We start from the raw sequence: 15262 nt of genomic DNA, 5'->3' as shown, positions 1-15262 counted from the left end.
CAAATTTCTACTAGCGAACGCTCTATTTCACGCTAAATGCCAATTATTATGGTCATCTTTACTGGAATGTGCATCGCAGCCGGGCTGCTTTTCTGCGGCGTCATCGTCTTCACCTACTTGGTGAAAGGCTGAAAATCGGGCGTTTGTGACGCCTACTGATACAGGAAAGTCGTCAGCGGACTGGTGGCTGAAGCCTCCGCTGCGCCCTCGCTCAGGCCGATTTCATAGGCGCTGCGTCCGGCCTCCACGGCCATTTTGAAGGCTTGTGCCATGCGCACGGGGTCTGAGGCGACGGCAATAGCAGTGTTCACCAGAACGGCGTCTGCACCCATCTCAAAGGCCTCTGCGGCATGACTTGGCGCCCCGATCCCTGCGTCCACCACCACCGGCACGGTAGCTTGGGTGATGATAATTTCGATCATCCGACGCGTCGCGATGCCCTGATGCGACCCAATGGGCGACCCCAACGGCATCACCGTAGCGGTGCCCACATCCTGCAGACGTCGGGCCAAAACGGGGTCGGCATTGATGTAAGGGAGGACAATAAAACCCTCCTTCACGAGAATTTCAGCCGCCTTGAGCGTCTCAATCGGGTCCGGCAGCAGATAGCGCGGGTCGGGATGGATCTCCAGCTTCACCCAGTTCGGCAGACCCGCCGCCACGGCCAGCCGCGCCAGGCGCACAGCCTCCTCCGCATTCATCGCCCCGCTGGTGTTCGGCAGCAGCAGGACGTTTTTCGGAATGAAATCGAGGATGTTGGCAAAAGGATCCCCCTTCCCCGTCAAATCAGCACGGCGCAGGGCCACCGTCACGATTTCCGTCTCCGAGGCAATAATGGCATCCCGCATCAGCTCACCACTGGCGAATTTCCCCGTCCCCAGCATGAGACGCGAGTTGAACTGACGATTGGCGATGGTTAGGGGCTGATTGGGCATGCTCTAGGGAGTAAAACGGTCTTCGATCCTATCGGCGATGTCGTGCGGATATGCCAGTAAAGTGATGCGGGCACTCCTGCCTGCAATGCGAACGTCTAGGAACATACGTTGCGGGCAAGAGTGCCAACATCACTTATCACTCTCACCGCCTGCCAGCTCTGCACGCCCGGAGGCGTCCTGAGATCTCGACCAGCGGAAGGGCGCGGCTTTCACCACGCCCCAAGGCGGCTTTGCGTTTTGCCAGCAATTCCCAAGGCCATGTGGTGGTGCTGGATGGAGCGTTTTCGCCTTCCACCTTCCAATGGCTTTCGGGAATGTCGTCCTCGGAGTTCATGGTAGGAATGTGGCTTTTACCCCACACAAATCAACTCAGCATCACCCGCTGCAGCAGCTCACCCGTCGGAGGCTGGATGCCGATGTAGAAGTCGCCAAATTCACCATACTGCGTGGTCACTTCATCAAAGCGCATCTCATAGACGATTTTTTTGATCTGCACCATGTCGTGCGCGAAGAGCGTCACGCCCCACTCGTGGCTGTCGAGACCGGTGGAGCCCGAGATGAGCTGGCGCACCTTGCCCGAGTATTTGCGGCCGGTCTTGGCGTGGCCGCCCATCAGTTCACGACGCTTGGCAAAATCGTTCGCATACCAGTTCGCGCCCACGCTGCGGCGCTTGCTCATCGGGTAGAAACAGAAGATCTGCCAGTCGGGCATGTTCGGGTACAGGCGGTCGTTGAAATACTTCTTCATGTGGGTCTGCCATTCCGTCACCCGTTGGTCGAAGGCCTCCGTGCCGGGAACCAGATTCTCCGCCTTCTCGATCTGCGCCTTAAACTCCTCCACGCTCTGCGAGTACTCAGTCCACTCCGTCATGGAAAGGTAGCTGTAGGCCGGCGTCAGCACGTCTGGGCCCAGCGCCAGATTGACCTGTTTTTCAAAGCGCTGTGAATCGTGCAAATCCGGCGTCAGCAGCATGAAGCCCAGCTCCGACTTCGGCGATACCATCGCAAACGCGAGCAACTGCGTGCCGGGATGCTTGCGAATGGCCTCAATCGTACGCGTGAAGTTCTCGCGGCGCTCCTGGCGCTCTTCCGGCGTCAGCGCCGCCCAGTAGCCATGATCGATGGTGAAAAACAAGTGCTGCACGATCCATCCCTCCTCGGAGATCAGCGGTTTGGATTCAGCGGGGCCGGTGGACGTGGGAAAGGAGGTCGGAATGAGCATGGGGTGATGGGAGGTTGCCTCTCTCACATACGCCGGAAACGAGACGGCTCAACGGACGATCATTGGCTTTTATTGTGCCAAATCCCTGCACCTGCCGACAGCGGCCACTCGATTAACTTTTATGCTCCTCTTCCGGATGGATTTCCAATCTTCGGAGCATAGCCGCAAATCGGGAGCTTCGGCGCAGGATGGAGGCCAGTCCTGCCAGCCAGAGCGCCATCCCAAGAATCCACGGCAAATCAGGATGCGCATGCTTTGTTGATTTGATGACGTGTTTGCCTTCCATCCAATAAATCGGTGCCACGATCATGTCTGCCAGTCCCTCGAACCCCTGGGAAAACATGAATCCGAACCCCATGCTAAATCCAATCAAATAGGTCACAACCGGGGAAAGCCAGGAACGCGGCATGAGGCAGGCCAGAATCACCGGTATCACAGCGCAGTAGGAACATCTCAGCAGAACGGTGCCGAGATCAGGCTCCCCGCCGCCAACCGCAGTCCCCCAGAGTCCAAGAACAAATCCAAGGATGCACGCAGGAATACCCCCCACCACGAACGCCACAAAATGGCGCTCAAACCAGGTGAGTTCACGCATGGGATTCATGAGAGTGGCGTTCTTTACAGTCGTGGCTAGCTTGTCATGACATGAAAAACTCGTCGAGACTCTTTCTGCTTCTTTTCGCCGTGAACGTCTGCTCCGCGCAGGAGGCGTTTGACCGGTTGACCTTTCATGCAGCTCCGAAGCCGCTGGCAGCAGAGGCGAAGACCAGCGACTGGCCGCGCCTGCTCGGCCCCACCGATGACGCGATCTCGCCGGAGACGCCTCTGCTCAAAACATGGGCGCTAGGTTGCCCGAAACCAGTGTGGGAAGTTCAGATGGGCGATGCTTACAACTCTCCAGCCATCAGCGGTGACTTCTGTGTGATCTTCCATGCGCTCGAAGGCAAGGAAACCATCGAATGCCTCGACCGCGAAACCGGGAAGCGCTTCTGGTCACAGGATTACCCGGTCTCCTATCAAGACCGCTACGGCTTCGGCAACGGCCCGCGTGGCAGCCCGGTCATCGCCAATGGCATCGTCGTGACCTTTGGTGTGACGGCGGAACTTCGCGCCTTCGATTTGAAAACGGGCAAGCCGCTCTGGCAGCATGACCTGCGCAAAGAATACAACGTGCCCCAGGATTTCTTCGGCGCAGGTGGCACGCCGCTGATTCTCGATGGCCGCGTGATCGTGAATGTCGGTGGCAAAAAAGCAGCGCTCGAAGGCAACGAAGGCCTGCGTGACCGCAAACAACATCTCGCCGAAGCAGGCGTGAGCGTGGCGGCGTTCGATCTGCAAAGCGGCAAGGTCGTGTGGACTCTCGAAGACGCCTGGGGCGCAAGCTATGCTTCGCCGATTCCCGCCAAGTTGCACGGGCAGACGAAGGTGCTCATCTATGCCGGTGGCGAAAGCGATCCCGCCATCGGCGGCCTCATGTGCATTGATCCTGCGAGTGGAAAACTGCACTCCAAGTTTCCGTGGCGCAGCGAAGACTACATCCAGGCCATCGGCAGCTCGCCCACGCTCATCCCCGACAAAAACCGAGCATTCATCACCACCGCCTATCCAAAGGGCCGCCCGCTCGGTGGCGTGATGGTCGAGTATGACGCGGAATTTCAGGCCAAGGAAATCTGGCAGTCCAAGAAGCTCGCCGTGCACTGGATGAACCCGGTGTATCACGACGGCCATCTCTATGCGATTGATGGCGAGACAGAACCCAAGTCACGCCTCGTCTGTGTCAACGCCGATACCGGCGCAGAGGTTTGGGAACAGCACATCGAATGGGAGGATGCCGAGTTCAGCAAACAAACCGGACGTGCCAACCCCGCCCGTCTCAGCATCCTGCGAGCCAGCTTGCTGAAGGCCGACGGAGCCTTCCTCTGCCTCGGCGAAACCGGTTCGCTGCATTGGCTCGATCTAAGTCCAGCGGGTGCCAAAGTGATGGCTCAGGCCCAGCCATTCTATGCACTCAACACCTGGAGCCTGCCCGCTCTCAGTCACGGGCTGATCTATGTGCGCCAGCAGTCGCAGGATCTGCTGCGGAAGTCAGGGCCGCGGGTGATTTGCCTCGATTTGAGAGGAGAGTAAACCATGCAGATACTCAAGCATGGGTCATGCTCTGAGCACGGATCATTGAGGTCGGGTGCACCCTTGTAGCGATCCATCGAAAAAAAAGTAAGGACTGACGCCACCTGCTTAACAGCGGGTCAGGGGTGAAAAATGGGAGCGTGGTTAAGCTCAAATTTTCAACGCTTCTATGCCATTACCAATGAGTCATTTGCAACTTTCCAACTGAAGTCGTGATGCGTTGGCTTAACAGCGCATAAACAATGCAGCGCAGTGACTGAAACGTCACTGGCGTTGTGAACCCGTTCTCGACGCTTTCTGCACGTCTTGAGAGATGGCACATCAAATGCTAGTGCCAAAGGCATGATCCCCCCATGCAAATACATCATCGACAAATGTACCGGATCGAGAGCAGTCATCTGTCTGTCGCTCCTTTTGTTCATGAACTCCTGCAATGAGAGTGCCACGGCAACCACTCATGAAGTGCAAAAAACTTTCCCGGTTACTTCCGCCGTGGTGATGAATGTGCCGAACGGTCAGGAGTATGTCGCAAGCATTCAGAACTCCAATTTCATTGAACTCGAAGCACGGGTGAGCGGACGCTTGGAGAAAGTCTCTGTCGATGAAGGACAGCGGGTCACCGCAGGACAGCTTCTCTTCACCATCAGCAGTCATTCATATCAGGAGGAAGTGAAGCGAGCCAATGCCAGGCTCAAAAGCACCATGGCTGAAGCCAAGATGGCGGAAATCGATCTGCAGAACAACCAACTGCTGCTGGAGAAGAAAATCATTGCCACATCCGAATTGGAAATGTCTCAGGCAAGATTGGATTCAGCCAGGGCCAAAGTGGACGATGCGCAAACCACAGTCGCCGATGCCGAACGCAGGCTCACTTACGCCGAAGTGCATGCGCCGTTTGACGGCATCATCAACCGGATCCGAAACAAAACCGGCAGCCTCGTTTCAGAAGGTGACCTGCTGACTTCCATTTCCAATGACGGCGATGTGTACGCCTACTTCAATGTGTCTGAGCGTGAATATCTGGAACTGGCCAAACGCAAGGACCTGGGTGTGCAAGGCAGCGTGGCGCTGGAACTGGCCAATGGAGAAATCCACCCGTTCAAAGGCAGAATCGAAACTTGGGAAAGTGTGATTTCCAAAAGCACCGGGAACATCGCCTTCCGCGCCAGCTTCTCCAATCCCGACCATCTCCTCAGGCATGGTTCCAGCGGCAAGGTGATTGTTCAGTCGGAACTGAAGAACGCACTGGTGATACCTCAAAAATGCACCTTCGAAGTTCAGCATAAAACCTGCGTATACATGCTTAACGCCGACAACAGCATCCAGTTGCGCAGCATCGACACAAAGCTGCGCCTGCCGAACCACTATGTGATCAACTCTGGACTTCTGCCGACTGACCGCATCATCTATGAAGGCATTCAAGTGGTGAAGGAGGGCGATGTGATTGCACCTGACTTCAAAGCCCTTGCTGAAGTCGCGCCGTTCTGATCCCCACATTCACAAACAGCTTGTCATAAATGGGTGGGTGAGATGCTGCCGCCAGATCTGGCGGACTCAGACTCAGAACCCATGCACCAAACCGATGAATAAAACGCCTGCATGATTAACGAATTTATCCGCAGACCGGTGCTGTCGATGGTCATTTCCATCATCATCACTTTCCTGGGTCTGCTGGCATTGTTCCAACTGCCCATCACCCAGTTTCCCAGCATTGCTCCACCTGAGGTCAATGTGACGGTTGAGTACATCGGTGCCAATGCCGAAACACTGACCAAGGCGGCCATCGTTCCCCTGGAGAGATCGATCAACGGCGTGCCTGGCATGAAGTACATGTCCTCACGGGCGGCCAATGACGGCGTCGGAGTCATTTCAATCATCTTTGATGCAGGCACCGACCCGGATGTGGCGGCGGTGAATGTGCAAAACCGTGTGAACAAGATGATGGGCGAACTGCCGGAGGAAGTCATCAAGGCCGGGGTCCAGATCGCCAAGGAGGAGAAGGCCATGCTGATGTACCTCGACGTCACCAGCACGAATCCTGAACTCGATGAGCTGTTTTTATACAACTTTGCCGACATCAACATCCTGACCGAGCTCAAGCGGATCGAGGGCGTGGGGTTTGCGAAGATCATCGGCGTCAAGGAATACTCCATGCGGATCTGGCTCAAACCGGACAAAATGCTGACCTACAACATTTCGACGGAGGACGTGCTGCTCGCATTGAGAGAACAGAATGTGGAGGCCGCGCCTGGGAAGGTGGGGGAAAGCTCCGACAAGACCGAGCCTCACCTGCAATACGTGGTGCGTTATGCAGGAAAATACCAGAACCAGGACGATTATGAAAAGATCCCCATCCGCTCCAATGACGAGGGCGAGGTGCTGCGAATAAGGGACGTCGCCGAGGTCGAATTCAGTACTCTTTACTTCGATATGGAGACCCGGTTCAATGGCAGGCCCACCGCCGCCATTCTTCTCAAGCAGCTGCCCGGATCCAATGCCAACGAAGTCATCGCCAGAATCAAACAGCGCATGGCCGAAATCAAGGAGGACACTTTTCTTCAGGGCATGGACTATGATATCAGCTATGATGTATCGCGCTTCCTGGATGCCTCGCTGCATGAGGTGATGCGGACGCTGGCAGAGGCTTTCCTGCTGGTCTCGCTCGTGACGTTTATTTTCCTGCAGGACTGGCGCTCCACTCTGATCCCAGTCATTGCTGTGCCGGTGTCCTTGATCGGCACTTTCTTTTTCATGCAGCTGCTGGGCTTCTCGCTGAATCTGATCACGCTGCTGGCCCTGGTGCTCGCCATCGGCATCGTGGTGGATGGAGCCATCGTGGTGGTGGAGGCGGCACATGCCAAGATGGAAAGCACGGGCGCTGGGCCGCGCCAGGCCACCGAGGAGGCCATGGGCGAAATCGGCGGCGCCATCATTGCGATCACCCTCGTGATGGCCTCCGTCTTTGTTCCTGCATCCTTCATGTCAGGCCCCTCGGGCATCTTTTATCAGCAGTTTTCCCTCACAATGGCGATTGCGATCGTACTCTCAGGCTGCGTCGCACTCACGCTTACTCCTGCGCTGTGCGCCTTGATGTTGAAAAACACGCATCATGCGCCCAAGAGTAACAGCCTGCTGAACCGCTTTTTCGGCCTCTTCAATCGGACTTACGACAAAATCTCGGGAACTTACAGCCGGTGGATCTTGGCGATTGCAGGCAGGCGTACGCTGAGCTGGGGCATCCTCCTTGGCTTCTGTGCCATCATGGTTCTCGCGGGCGGCAGGCTGCCATCTGGATTCATTCCTAATGAGGATCAGGGAGCGTTTTACGTGGGGGTCACCACTCCGGCAGGCTCTACTTTGGAACGAACCAAGGCGGTGGTTGATGAGATCCAGCACTGCTGTGAGGATATCCCCGCCATCGCCTCGGTCTCCACTCTCGCCGGCACCAACATCATCACCGATGCCAGCGGCTCAACGTACGGGGCCTGTCTGATCAATCTGACTGGCTGGCATGAACGAACCGAGTCCGTTGGGGCCGTGATGGACGATCTCCTTCGCAGGACCAGTCACATCAAAGATGCCGAAATCGAACTGTTCTCACCGCCTGCCGTGCCAGGATACGGCAACGCAAGCGGCTTCGAACTCCGCCTGCTGGATCGGACCGGAAACGGCGATTTTAAAAACATGGAGCGCGTGACCGCAAAGTTCACCGACGATTTGCAGGCGCGTCCGGAGATCGCCAATGCCTTCACCAGTTTCGACGCCAGCTTTCCACAGTACCTGCTGCATGTGGACAGCGACATCGCGGCGCAGAAAGGAGTGACCACCAACAATGTGATGAGCACCCTGCAGACCATGCTGGGCGGCAAGTACGCCACCAATTTCATCCGTTTCGGGCAGCTCTACAAGGTCATGGTCCAGGTGCTGCCGGAGTACCGCGCACGACCAGAGGACATTCTGAAACTCCACGTCAAAAATGACCACGGGGAGATGGTTCAGATCAGCACATTTGTGGAGCTGGAAAAAGTGTACGGCGTGGACCAGATCACACGCTACAACATGTTCACCTCGGCTGAAATCAACGGCGAACCGGCCGCCGGATTCAGCAGCGGTGCGGCCATCAAAGCGATCCAGGAAACGGCCAAAGAAAAACTGCCGAAAGGCTTTGGCATCGACTGGGCCGGCATCACCCGGGATCAGATTTTGGCAGGAAACCAGGCGGTGTTCATCTTCATCATCTGTCTGGCCTTTGTGTATCTGCTCCTCGCCGCCCAGTATGAAAGCTTTCTGCTGCCGATGCCGGTCATTCTTTCACTGCCCACAGGGCTGCTCGGGTCGTTTGTTTTTCTGCTGTGGATGGGTCTTGAAAACAACATCTATGCCCAGGTGTCCATGATCATGCTCATCGGGCTGCTCGGGAAGAATGCCATCCTGGTGGTCGAATTTGCCATCCAGCGGCAGCGCGAGGGCTGCACCCCGCTGCAGGCGGCAGTGGAGAGTGCGACCTCACGCCTGCGCCCCATCTTGATGACGTCCCTTGCCTTTGTCGCCGGTCTGAGCCCGCTCATGGCGGCATCAGGCGTGGGTGCGGCTGGCAACCGGACCATCGGTGCCTCGGCGGTCGGCGGCATGATCTTTGGCACCGTGTTTGGCATGCTGATCATTCCGGGGCTCTACGTCATTTTTGCCTCTTTCACCTCCACCCCCAAACCCTCCAAAGAACCAGAACATGCGTGAGACCCTGCATCTGAGCTGGCCATTCCTGAGCGCCTGCATTTCGTTCATGACGCTGCTGTTCACCAGCTGTGAAGATCTGCGCCGCCACGGCAAAAAAACGGGGCAGCCCCCGGATAAAGCCGCTGCATTCACCGGAGTCAGCCAGTGGCGGAAACACTTCACCGACCCCAAATTGCAGGCCCTCACCGACAAGGCGCTGAACAACAACCGCGATCTTAAAATTGCGCTCCAGCGCATTGAAATGGCCAAGGCGCAGATCACCGCCGCACGCGGCATGCTGGCCCCCCAGGTCTCGGCGGTGGCCGGTGGCGGACTGCGGCGTTTTGGCCTCTACACCATGGACGGTGCCGGCAACAGCACCTCACCCATCTATGATGGCCGGATTGTCCCCCGCGATCTGCCAGACTACATGGTCGGTCTGCAGTCGAGCTGGGAGATCGATCTCTGGGGAAAACTACGAAGCAAAAAAGCCTCCGCCACCGCGCACCTGCTCGCCAGTGTGGAGGGCCGGAATCTGGTGCAGACGCAGTTGATTGCCGAACTGGCCACAGCCTACTACGAGCTGCTGGCGCTGGACGCTGAGATCATCAACATTGATGAGACCATCAAAATCCAGCGTGATGCGCTTGAGACGGTGCAGACTCAGAAGCAGGCGGGTTCCGCCAATGAACTGGCCGTGCAGCAATTCGAAGCGCTGTTGTTCAACCTGCAGGGCATGCGGCTGGATACGCAGCAGCGAACCGTGGAGCAGGAAGGCATCATCTGCAGCCTGCTGGGAGACCCCCAGCGGCCCATCGCACGCAACAGGTCGGCATGGATGGATTCAAAGCTGCCGCAGTTGTCCTCCAGCGTGCCGGCTGACATGCTCAAAAACCGGCCCGATATCCGCCGCGCGGAATTCGAACTGGTGGCTTCCAAAGCCGACGTGAAGGCCGCCAAGGCGGCGTTTCTGCCTTCGGTCTCCATCAATGGAGTGCTGGGACTGCAGGCTTTTCAAGGCAACCTTTTGTTCAATGTCCATTCCGCCACCTATTCAGCACTGGGCGGCCTGGTGGCCCCATTGATCAACCGCAAGGCGATCCAAGCCGAGTTTGACCACGCCAATGCTTCTCAATTGGAAGCGCTCAACACCTATCAGCAGTCCATCGTGAACGGCTACGTGGAGGTGCACAACCAGCTGGCATTTATCCGCATTCTAAAGGATCTCCAGGCCCTGAAGACCAAGGAGGTGCACCTGCTGATTGAATCCGGAGCCACGGCGGCAGATTTGTTTCGCACCCGTCGGGCCACCTACATCGAGGTGCTCAACGCTCAGCAAAATGCCCTGAAGGCACGACTGCAGCTGATCGGGGTGACCAAGCGCCAGTTTCAGGTGCAGGCCAATCTCTATCGAGCACTCGGGGGAGGCTGATCAGGATGCCCGCCAATTTCGTGCTTGGCGGAAGACATGCGTTTTGATAGCCTCGTTTTAATGAACACTGCACTTGTCATCCGCATCTGTGTCATCACGCTCGTATTTCTGGTCATCGCTTTGATCTGGAGCTTCGTAAAAGATGCCGGAGATGGCATGAAGTTCGTCTTTGTGATTTTTCTGGGGCTGGCCGGGGGACTTCTGGCCGTGAAGTTTTTTATCCCATGGCTGGGAGATCTGATGGGAGAGGCGGTGTTCTCCTCCGGCGAGAAAGTGGAGCAGGATCACATGACCAAAGCAGCGGCCCGCATTGCCCAGGGTGACTACCCAGGAGCGATCGAGCAATATGAAATAATGCTCGTTGAAAAACCGGACGACCCCTTCCCGGTGGCTGAAATCGCCAAGATACATGCCGAGCGTCTGCATGATCCCCAGGCAGCTTTAAAAGTGCTGGAAGAACATCTGCAGAGCAAAGACTGGCCGGTGGATGATGCAGCCTTCATCATGTTTCGCATTACTGACGTGCATCTGACTCACCGGCATGATTATGATGCCGCACGCGACATGCTTGAGCAGATCATTGGGAACTTCCCCAACACGCGCCACAGCGCCAATGCGCACCATCGCATGAGTGAACTCGAACAGTTGCAGTACAAGCTGCTGATGGATCAGCGTTTGAAAACGGGCAGCTCCGAGGCTGCGAAGGCGTGATCGTTTTCAATCACTGGGGTCGATGCTCGTAAAACTCCAGCTTTGGACCCGGGTAAACCCGCTGCTGACACTCGCGCTCGCGGCCGTCATCGGCATCCTCGTCACTGAAATGGGATGGCTGCCCGCACATGGCGGGTGGTTCCTTGGGGTCACCACAGCGCTCCTGAGCGCGGCACTGATCAGCGGGCGCGCGTGGCTGCTGATACCGGGTGCAGCGCTGGTCTTCGCCTGCATCCACACAGCACGTACAGACGAAACTTTCCGCCATCCGCTGCGCCTTGCCTTGCAGCAGCAGGACAAGCCGTTACCAGCGACGATTCGCGGCAGCCTGCTGCCGGAGTTCGACACCACGAAGGATGAGCGCTCCCATGCGCTCTGCACCACGCGGAAGATCGAGATTCCAGCAGCAGGAATCGTGATCGAGCAAGCCGCCACGCTGCTGGTTCGCCTGCCCAAAGGTGTACGCTTTCCCGGAGCGGGCGTGTTTGAACTCCACGGCAGCATCTACCTGCCGCGCACCGCTTCAAATCCCGGCACCTTTGATGCACAGGAATACTCCCTGCGCATGGGCCGCGTGGGCCGGTTTGACATCGACCACATGCAGCGCCTCAGCGGCAGTGGTGAGACATGGTGGTGCGGCTTTTTAGAGCGGGCGGAACTTTGCAGGCAATGGATCAGCAGGCAGCTCATCCAAGATCTCGAAGAAGATCCTCAAACCGTCGCCGTGCTTCGTGCCATGGCGCTGGGAATGTCTGCCGAAGCAGATGATGAGATCGAAGATGCGTTTCGCAACAGTGGCACGCTGCATGTCTTTGCCGTCAGCGGCCTCCATGTGGGGCTGCTGGGAGTCATCGTGCTGATCCTGCTGCAGCAGACTAGAACACCGCGTGCCGTATCCCTGTGGATTGTGATTTTCGTCGTGTTTGCATACGCGTTTGTCACTGGCTGGCGGCCTTCGGCTGCAAGGGCGGCGTTCATGGTGGTGATTTATTTAAGCGCCACGTTGGTGGACCGCGAATCGTCCCTGCAAAACAGCCTCGGTGCCGCCGCTCTTCTGCTGCTGGCCACGGACTCGAATCAGCTGTTCATGCCGGGGTTTCAACTCTCCTTCGGGGTCTTGTGGCTCAGCACCATCGGCTCGGCACCCCTGCTGAAACGACTGCAGCCCTTCACCCGGCTGGACCCGTTTCTGCCACCTCAGCTCGCCAACTGGCGGCAGCGCGGCTGGAGCACATGCAGGCTGTGGTTCGCGACAACCTTGAGCGTGTCCTTTGCCGCGTGGATTGGCAGCCTGCCCTTCATCCTCGGCCATTTTCACTCGATCACTCCCGTGGCCGTGATCGCCAACTGCGTACTCGTACCGCTGTCGTCCCTCTGTCTTGGCACCACCTGTCTGAGTCTCTGCGCAGCAGCGCTGCATTTGACCGGCGTTCAAATCATCTTCAACAACGTCAACTGGGCGCTGGCCAAGGCGATGATCGCCAGCGCGATGTGGTTCGCCGGCCTGCCCGGTGGGAATTTTCACTTTCAACCCACCACCGCTCCCACCCATGCCCCCGCCGCCTGGCATATGCTGGAACTTCCCCATGGCGGTGCGGCGAATCATCTGCGCAGCGGCAAGACTCACTGGCTGTTTGACATAGGCAGCGAAGCCAGCTTCCGCCGGGTGCTGCGCCCGTATCTGCATTCCAACGGCGTGAACACGATCGCGGGTGTCTTCCTGAGCCATAACGACGCTGACCACATCGGTGCCGCCGGGCAGGTCCTCACGACGTTTGATGCGCCATTGCTTTATTGCAGCTCCCAGGAGCCCGGACGGCGTGACGCCTCACGCTCCGCACTGCGACGGCTGCTGGATCAGCCCCACCCACCCTCACTGCGCAAACTCCATGTCGATGAACGAGTCACCTTGTCAGATGCCAAGGCGTTTAATATCGATGTTCAGGTGCTGTACCCGACGCAGCAGGTGCAAAACGACCGTGGAGATGATCGTGCGATGGTGTTGATGGTTCAGCTCGGCCCCTGGCGCGTGCTCTGGCTGAGCGACACCGGCTGGCACGCCGAAAAAGCTCTCTGCTCCAGCTCACAGGATCTGCACTGCGATGTGATGATCCGCAGTCAGCATGAGGTGGACCTATCCACGAGCGCCGAATTCCTCATCAGGACCCGCCCGCAGATCATCCTCTGCGGGAGTGATGCGCGCACTGTCGAAACAGCACTGCCCGCTTCCCTCGTTCAACGGGCCAAAGAACTGAACATCCCGCTGCTCGATACTTGGAGCTCTGGCAGCATCGCCCTGGAGTTCCACCAAGACGAAATTCGCATTGTCACGAATCGCAGCAAGCAGCAGTTGGTGCTGAAGCCGCGATGATGCGAAAGCACTTCCCCAAAGCTACGGACTTGCCTCCGGTCTGGCCCCGAGTGTGGTAATGATGTCGCCCAGCTTGTTGTTGCGGATGACTTCGAGTTTCACTTCGCTGCCGGGTGGCTGAGTGCGGATGATCTGCAGCAGATCTGCCGGAGAGCGGAAGGCCATGCCCTGAAACTTTGTCACCACATCCCCTTGGCGCAGCCCGGCTTCCGCCGCGGGTGATTTGTTTCCAATGTCCGTCACCAGCGCACCGCGGCGTGAGGTGCCCCAGACGGGATCAATCTCCACCGGTTCACTGCTGACTTCGAGGCCGAGGTAGCCCTTGCCTGTTGACTTGCTCACGCCTGCCGTTTGCTGCGCGTTTTCTTTGAGCTTTTCCTCGACCACCGCCTTGGCTTGATTGGAGGGAATCGCGAGCCCCACCCCCTGCCAGCTGGTCACCGTCGCATCGCCACGATAGATGGCCACGTTGATGCCGATGATCTCGCCGCGAATGTTCACCAGCGGCCCACCGGAGTTGCCAGGATTGATCACCGTATCCGTTTGCAGGTAGTCAAACTGACTGTCGCTGAGATGGCGGTCACGCGCACTGATGATGCCCTGAGTCACCGTACCGCTGAGTCCGAAAGGATTGCCCACCGCCAGCACGATCTGGCCCACCCGGGCTTCATCTGAGTTGGCGAAACTCAATGCCGGAAAGTCGATGCGCGGGCTCTCTATTTTCAACAGAGCGATATCTCGCTCTTTGTTAAATCCGAGAACCTGCGTCAGATATTTTTTATTGTCGTTGGTGGTGATCTCGATGTCCGCCGACTGTACACCTTCGATGACATGAAAGTTGGTGACCACATGCCCCTCTTTGCTGATGATCACCCCGGAGCCGAGGCCCGGCACAATCTGATCGCTCGGGCTGACAAAGTCATAATAGGAATGCCAGTTGCGCTGACCGGGGTGCACCGTCTTGGTGGTAACACTCACCACGGAGGGTAGCACGGCGGCGGAAATTTTGGCAAATTCGTCATTCAACCGGCTCAACAAGGGCACCTCATCCAACGCGATTTTCGGCTTTTTCGGAGCGGTGAGCGCTGCTGGACCGGGCTTTTCACTCTTCAGCAGATTGAGCACGCCATAGCCCTCCCGCCCGTGACGCCACCACGCAAACAGCAGCGCGGCCAGGACGAACACGAAGACGGCAAACAGCAAACGACGGAGATTTTCCATGTGCTGACAAGATGCGCCAGCGACTGCCAACTTCAATGTTCAAAGTTGCGGGCACCGCCACAGCAGCCGAATCTTGCCCTGTGCCCCTGCCCTTTTGCCGCTTCCCGTTTGCTTCGAGGCTGCATTCCGGCATTTTAACCACCCGCCATGTCCACCTCCCTGCTCCGCTACTGCCCTGACCTCTACAACTACCAGCGTCGTGAAACACGTCCAGTCATGGTTGGAAGCGTACAGATCGGTGGCGGTGCGCCCGTCGTGGTGCAGAGCATGCTCACCAGTGACACACGTGACGCCGCCGCTTGCGTAAAGGAAGCGCTTGGCCTGGCCGAGGCTGGCTGCCAGATCGTCCGCGTCACCGCTCAGACGCGTGTCATTGCCGAAAACCTGCAGCACATCCGCGATGGCATTCGCGCCGCCGGTTGCGATGTGCCTCTGGTCGCCGACATCCATTTCAAACCTGACGCTGCCATGGAAGCGGTAAAGTGGGTCGAAAAAGTCCGCGTGAATCCCGGCAACTACGCCGACAA

General features: G+C 57.6%; 12 protein-coding genes. 7 read left to right on the top strand and 5 right to left on the bottom strand.

Going from position 1 to position 15262, the window contains the following annotated elements:
• Window positions 1–152 precede the first annotated feature (152 nt).
• The 4 genes from PSV43_RS04925 to PSV43_RS04910 all read right to left on the bottom strand — a co-directional run bounded on the left by PSV43_RS04925 (window position 153) and on the right by PSV43_RS04910 (window position 2752).
• Window positions 153–935 carry a thiazole synthase gene (locus PSV43_RS04925; RefSeq protein ID WP_300194385.1) on the bottom strand — a complete coding sequence of 261 codons (783 nt, stop codon included), beginning with the start codon at window positions 933–935 and terminating at the stop codon, window positions 153–155.
• 142 nt (window positions 936–1077) lie between these two features.
• Complete coding sequence (locus PSV43_RS04920) at window positions 1078–1269, bottom strand: hypothetical protein (protein ID WP_300194383.1); 192 nt, start codon at window positions 1267–1269, stop codon at window positions 1078–1080.
• 30 nt (window positions 1270–1299) lie between these two features.
• Window positions 1300–2157 carry a chlorite dismutase family protein gene (locus PSV43_RS04915; protein WP_300194381.1) on the bottom strand — a complete coding sequence of 286 codons (858 nt, stop codon included), beginning with the start codon at window positions 2155–2157 and terminating at the stop codon, window positions 1300–1302.
• A 112-nt stretch (window positions 2158–2269) separates the two neighbouring features.
• On the bottom strand, window positions 2270–2752 hold the full coding sequence (locus PSV43_RS04910; RefSeq protein WP_300194379.1) for a hypothetical protein: 483 nt from the start codon (window positions 2750–2752) through the stop codon (window positions 2270–2272).
• Between the two features lie 89 nt (window positions 2753–2841).
• On the opposite strand from PSV43_RS04910, the gene PSV43_RS04905 reads away from it, so the two are divergent.
• The 6 genes from PSV43_RS04905 (at window position 2842) to PSV43_RS04880 (ending at window position 13514) form a co-directional block, all read left to right on the top strand.
• Window positions 2842–4284, top strand: a complete 1443-nt coding sequence (locus PSV43_RS04905; RefSeq protein WP_300194377.1) for a PQQ-binding-like beta-propeller repeat protein — start codon at window positions 2842–2844, stop codon at window positions 4282–4284.
• 420 nt (window positions 4285–4704) lie between these two features.
• Window positions 4705–5772, top strand: a complete 1068-nt coding sequence (locus PSV43_RS04900) for an efflux RND transporter periplasmic adaptor subunit (RefSeq protein WP_300194375.1) — start codon at window positions 4705–4707, stop codon at window positions 5770–5772.
• 111 nt (window positions 5773–5883) lie between these two features.
• On the top strand, window positions 5884–9021 hold the full coding sequence (locus PSV43_RS04895; protein ID WP_300194373.1) for an efflux RND transporter permease subunit: 3138 nt from the start codon (window positions 5884–5886) through the stop codon (window positions 9019–9021).
• Entirely contained in the window at window positions 9014–10432 is a 1419-nt protein-coding gene (locus tag PSV43_RS04890) for an efflux transporter outer membrane subunit (protein ID WP_300194371.1), read from the top strand. Before PSV43_RS04895 ends, PSV43_RS04890 begins: the two co-directional genes overlap by 8 nt.
• A gap of 60 nt (window positions 10433–10492) precedes the next feature.
• Window positions 10493–11143: a hypothetical protein gene (locus PSV43_RS04885; RefSeq protein ID WP_300194369.1), complete on the top strand. Its 651-nt coding sequence runs from the start codon at window positions 10493–10495 to the stop codon at window positions 11141–11143.
• A gap of 22 nt (window positions 11144–11165) precedes the next feature.
• On the top strand, window positions 11166–13514 hold the full coding sequence (locus tag PSV43_RS04880) for a ComEC/Rec2 family competence protein (protein ID WP_300194368.1): 2349 nt from the start codon (window positions 11166–11168) through the stop codon (window positions 13512–13514).
• 21 nt (window positions 13515–13535) lie between these two features.
• Here the strand turns inward: PSV43_RS04880 and PSV43_RS04875 are convergent, their stop codons facing one another.
• Window positions 13536–14735, bottom strand: a complete 1200-nt coding sequence (locus tag PSV43_RS04875; RefSeq protein ID WP_300194366.1) for a trypsin-like peptidase domain-containing protein — start codon at window positions 14733–14735, stop codon at window positions 13536–13538.
• 147 nt (window positions 14736–14882) lie between these two features.
• On the opposite strand from PSV43_RS04875, the gene PSV43_RS04870 reads away from it, so the two are divergent.
• Window positions 14883–15262, top strand: a 380-nt coding sequence (locus PSV43_RS04870) for a flavodoxin-dependent (E)-4-hydroxy-3-methylbut-2-enyl-diphosphate synthase (protein ID WP_300194364.1), incomplete at its 3' end; no start/stop codon positions are given.

The sequence above is a fragment of the Prosthecobacter sp. genome, assembly GCF_029946185.1.
Taxonomy (GTDB): domain Bacteria; phylum Verrucomicrobiota; class Verrucomicrobiia; order Verrucomicrobiales; family Verrucomicrobiaceae; genus Prosthecobacter.
Note: the sequence above shows the minus strand (reverse complement) of the source record. Positions and strands in the feature narration are given on the sequence as shown.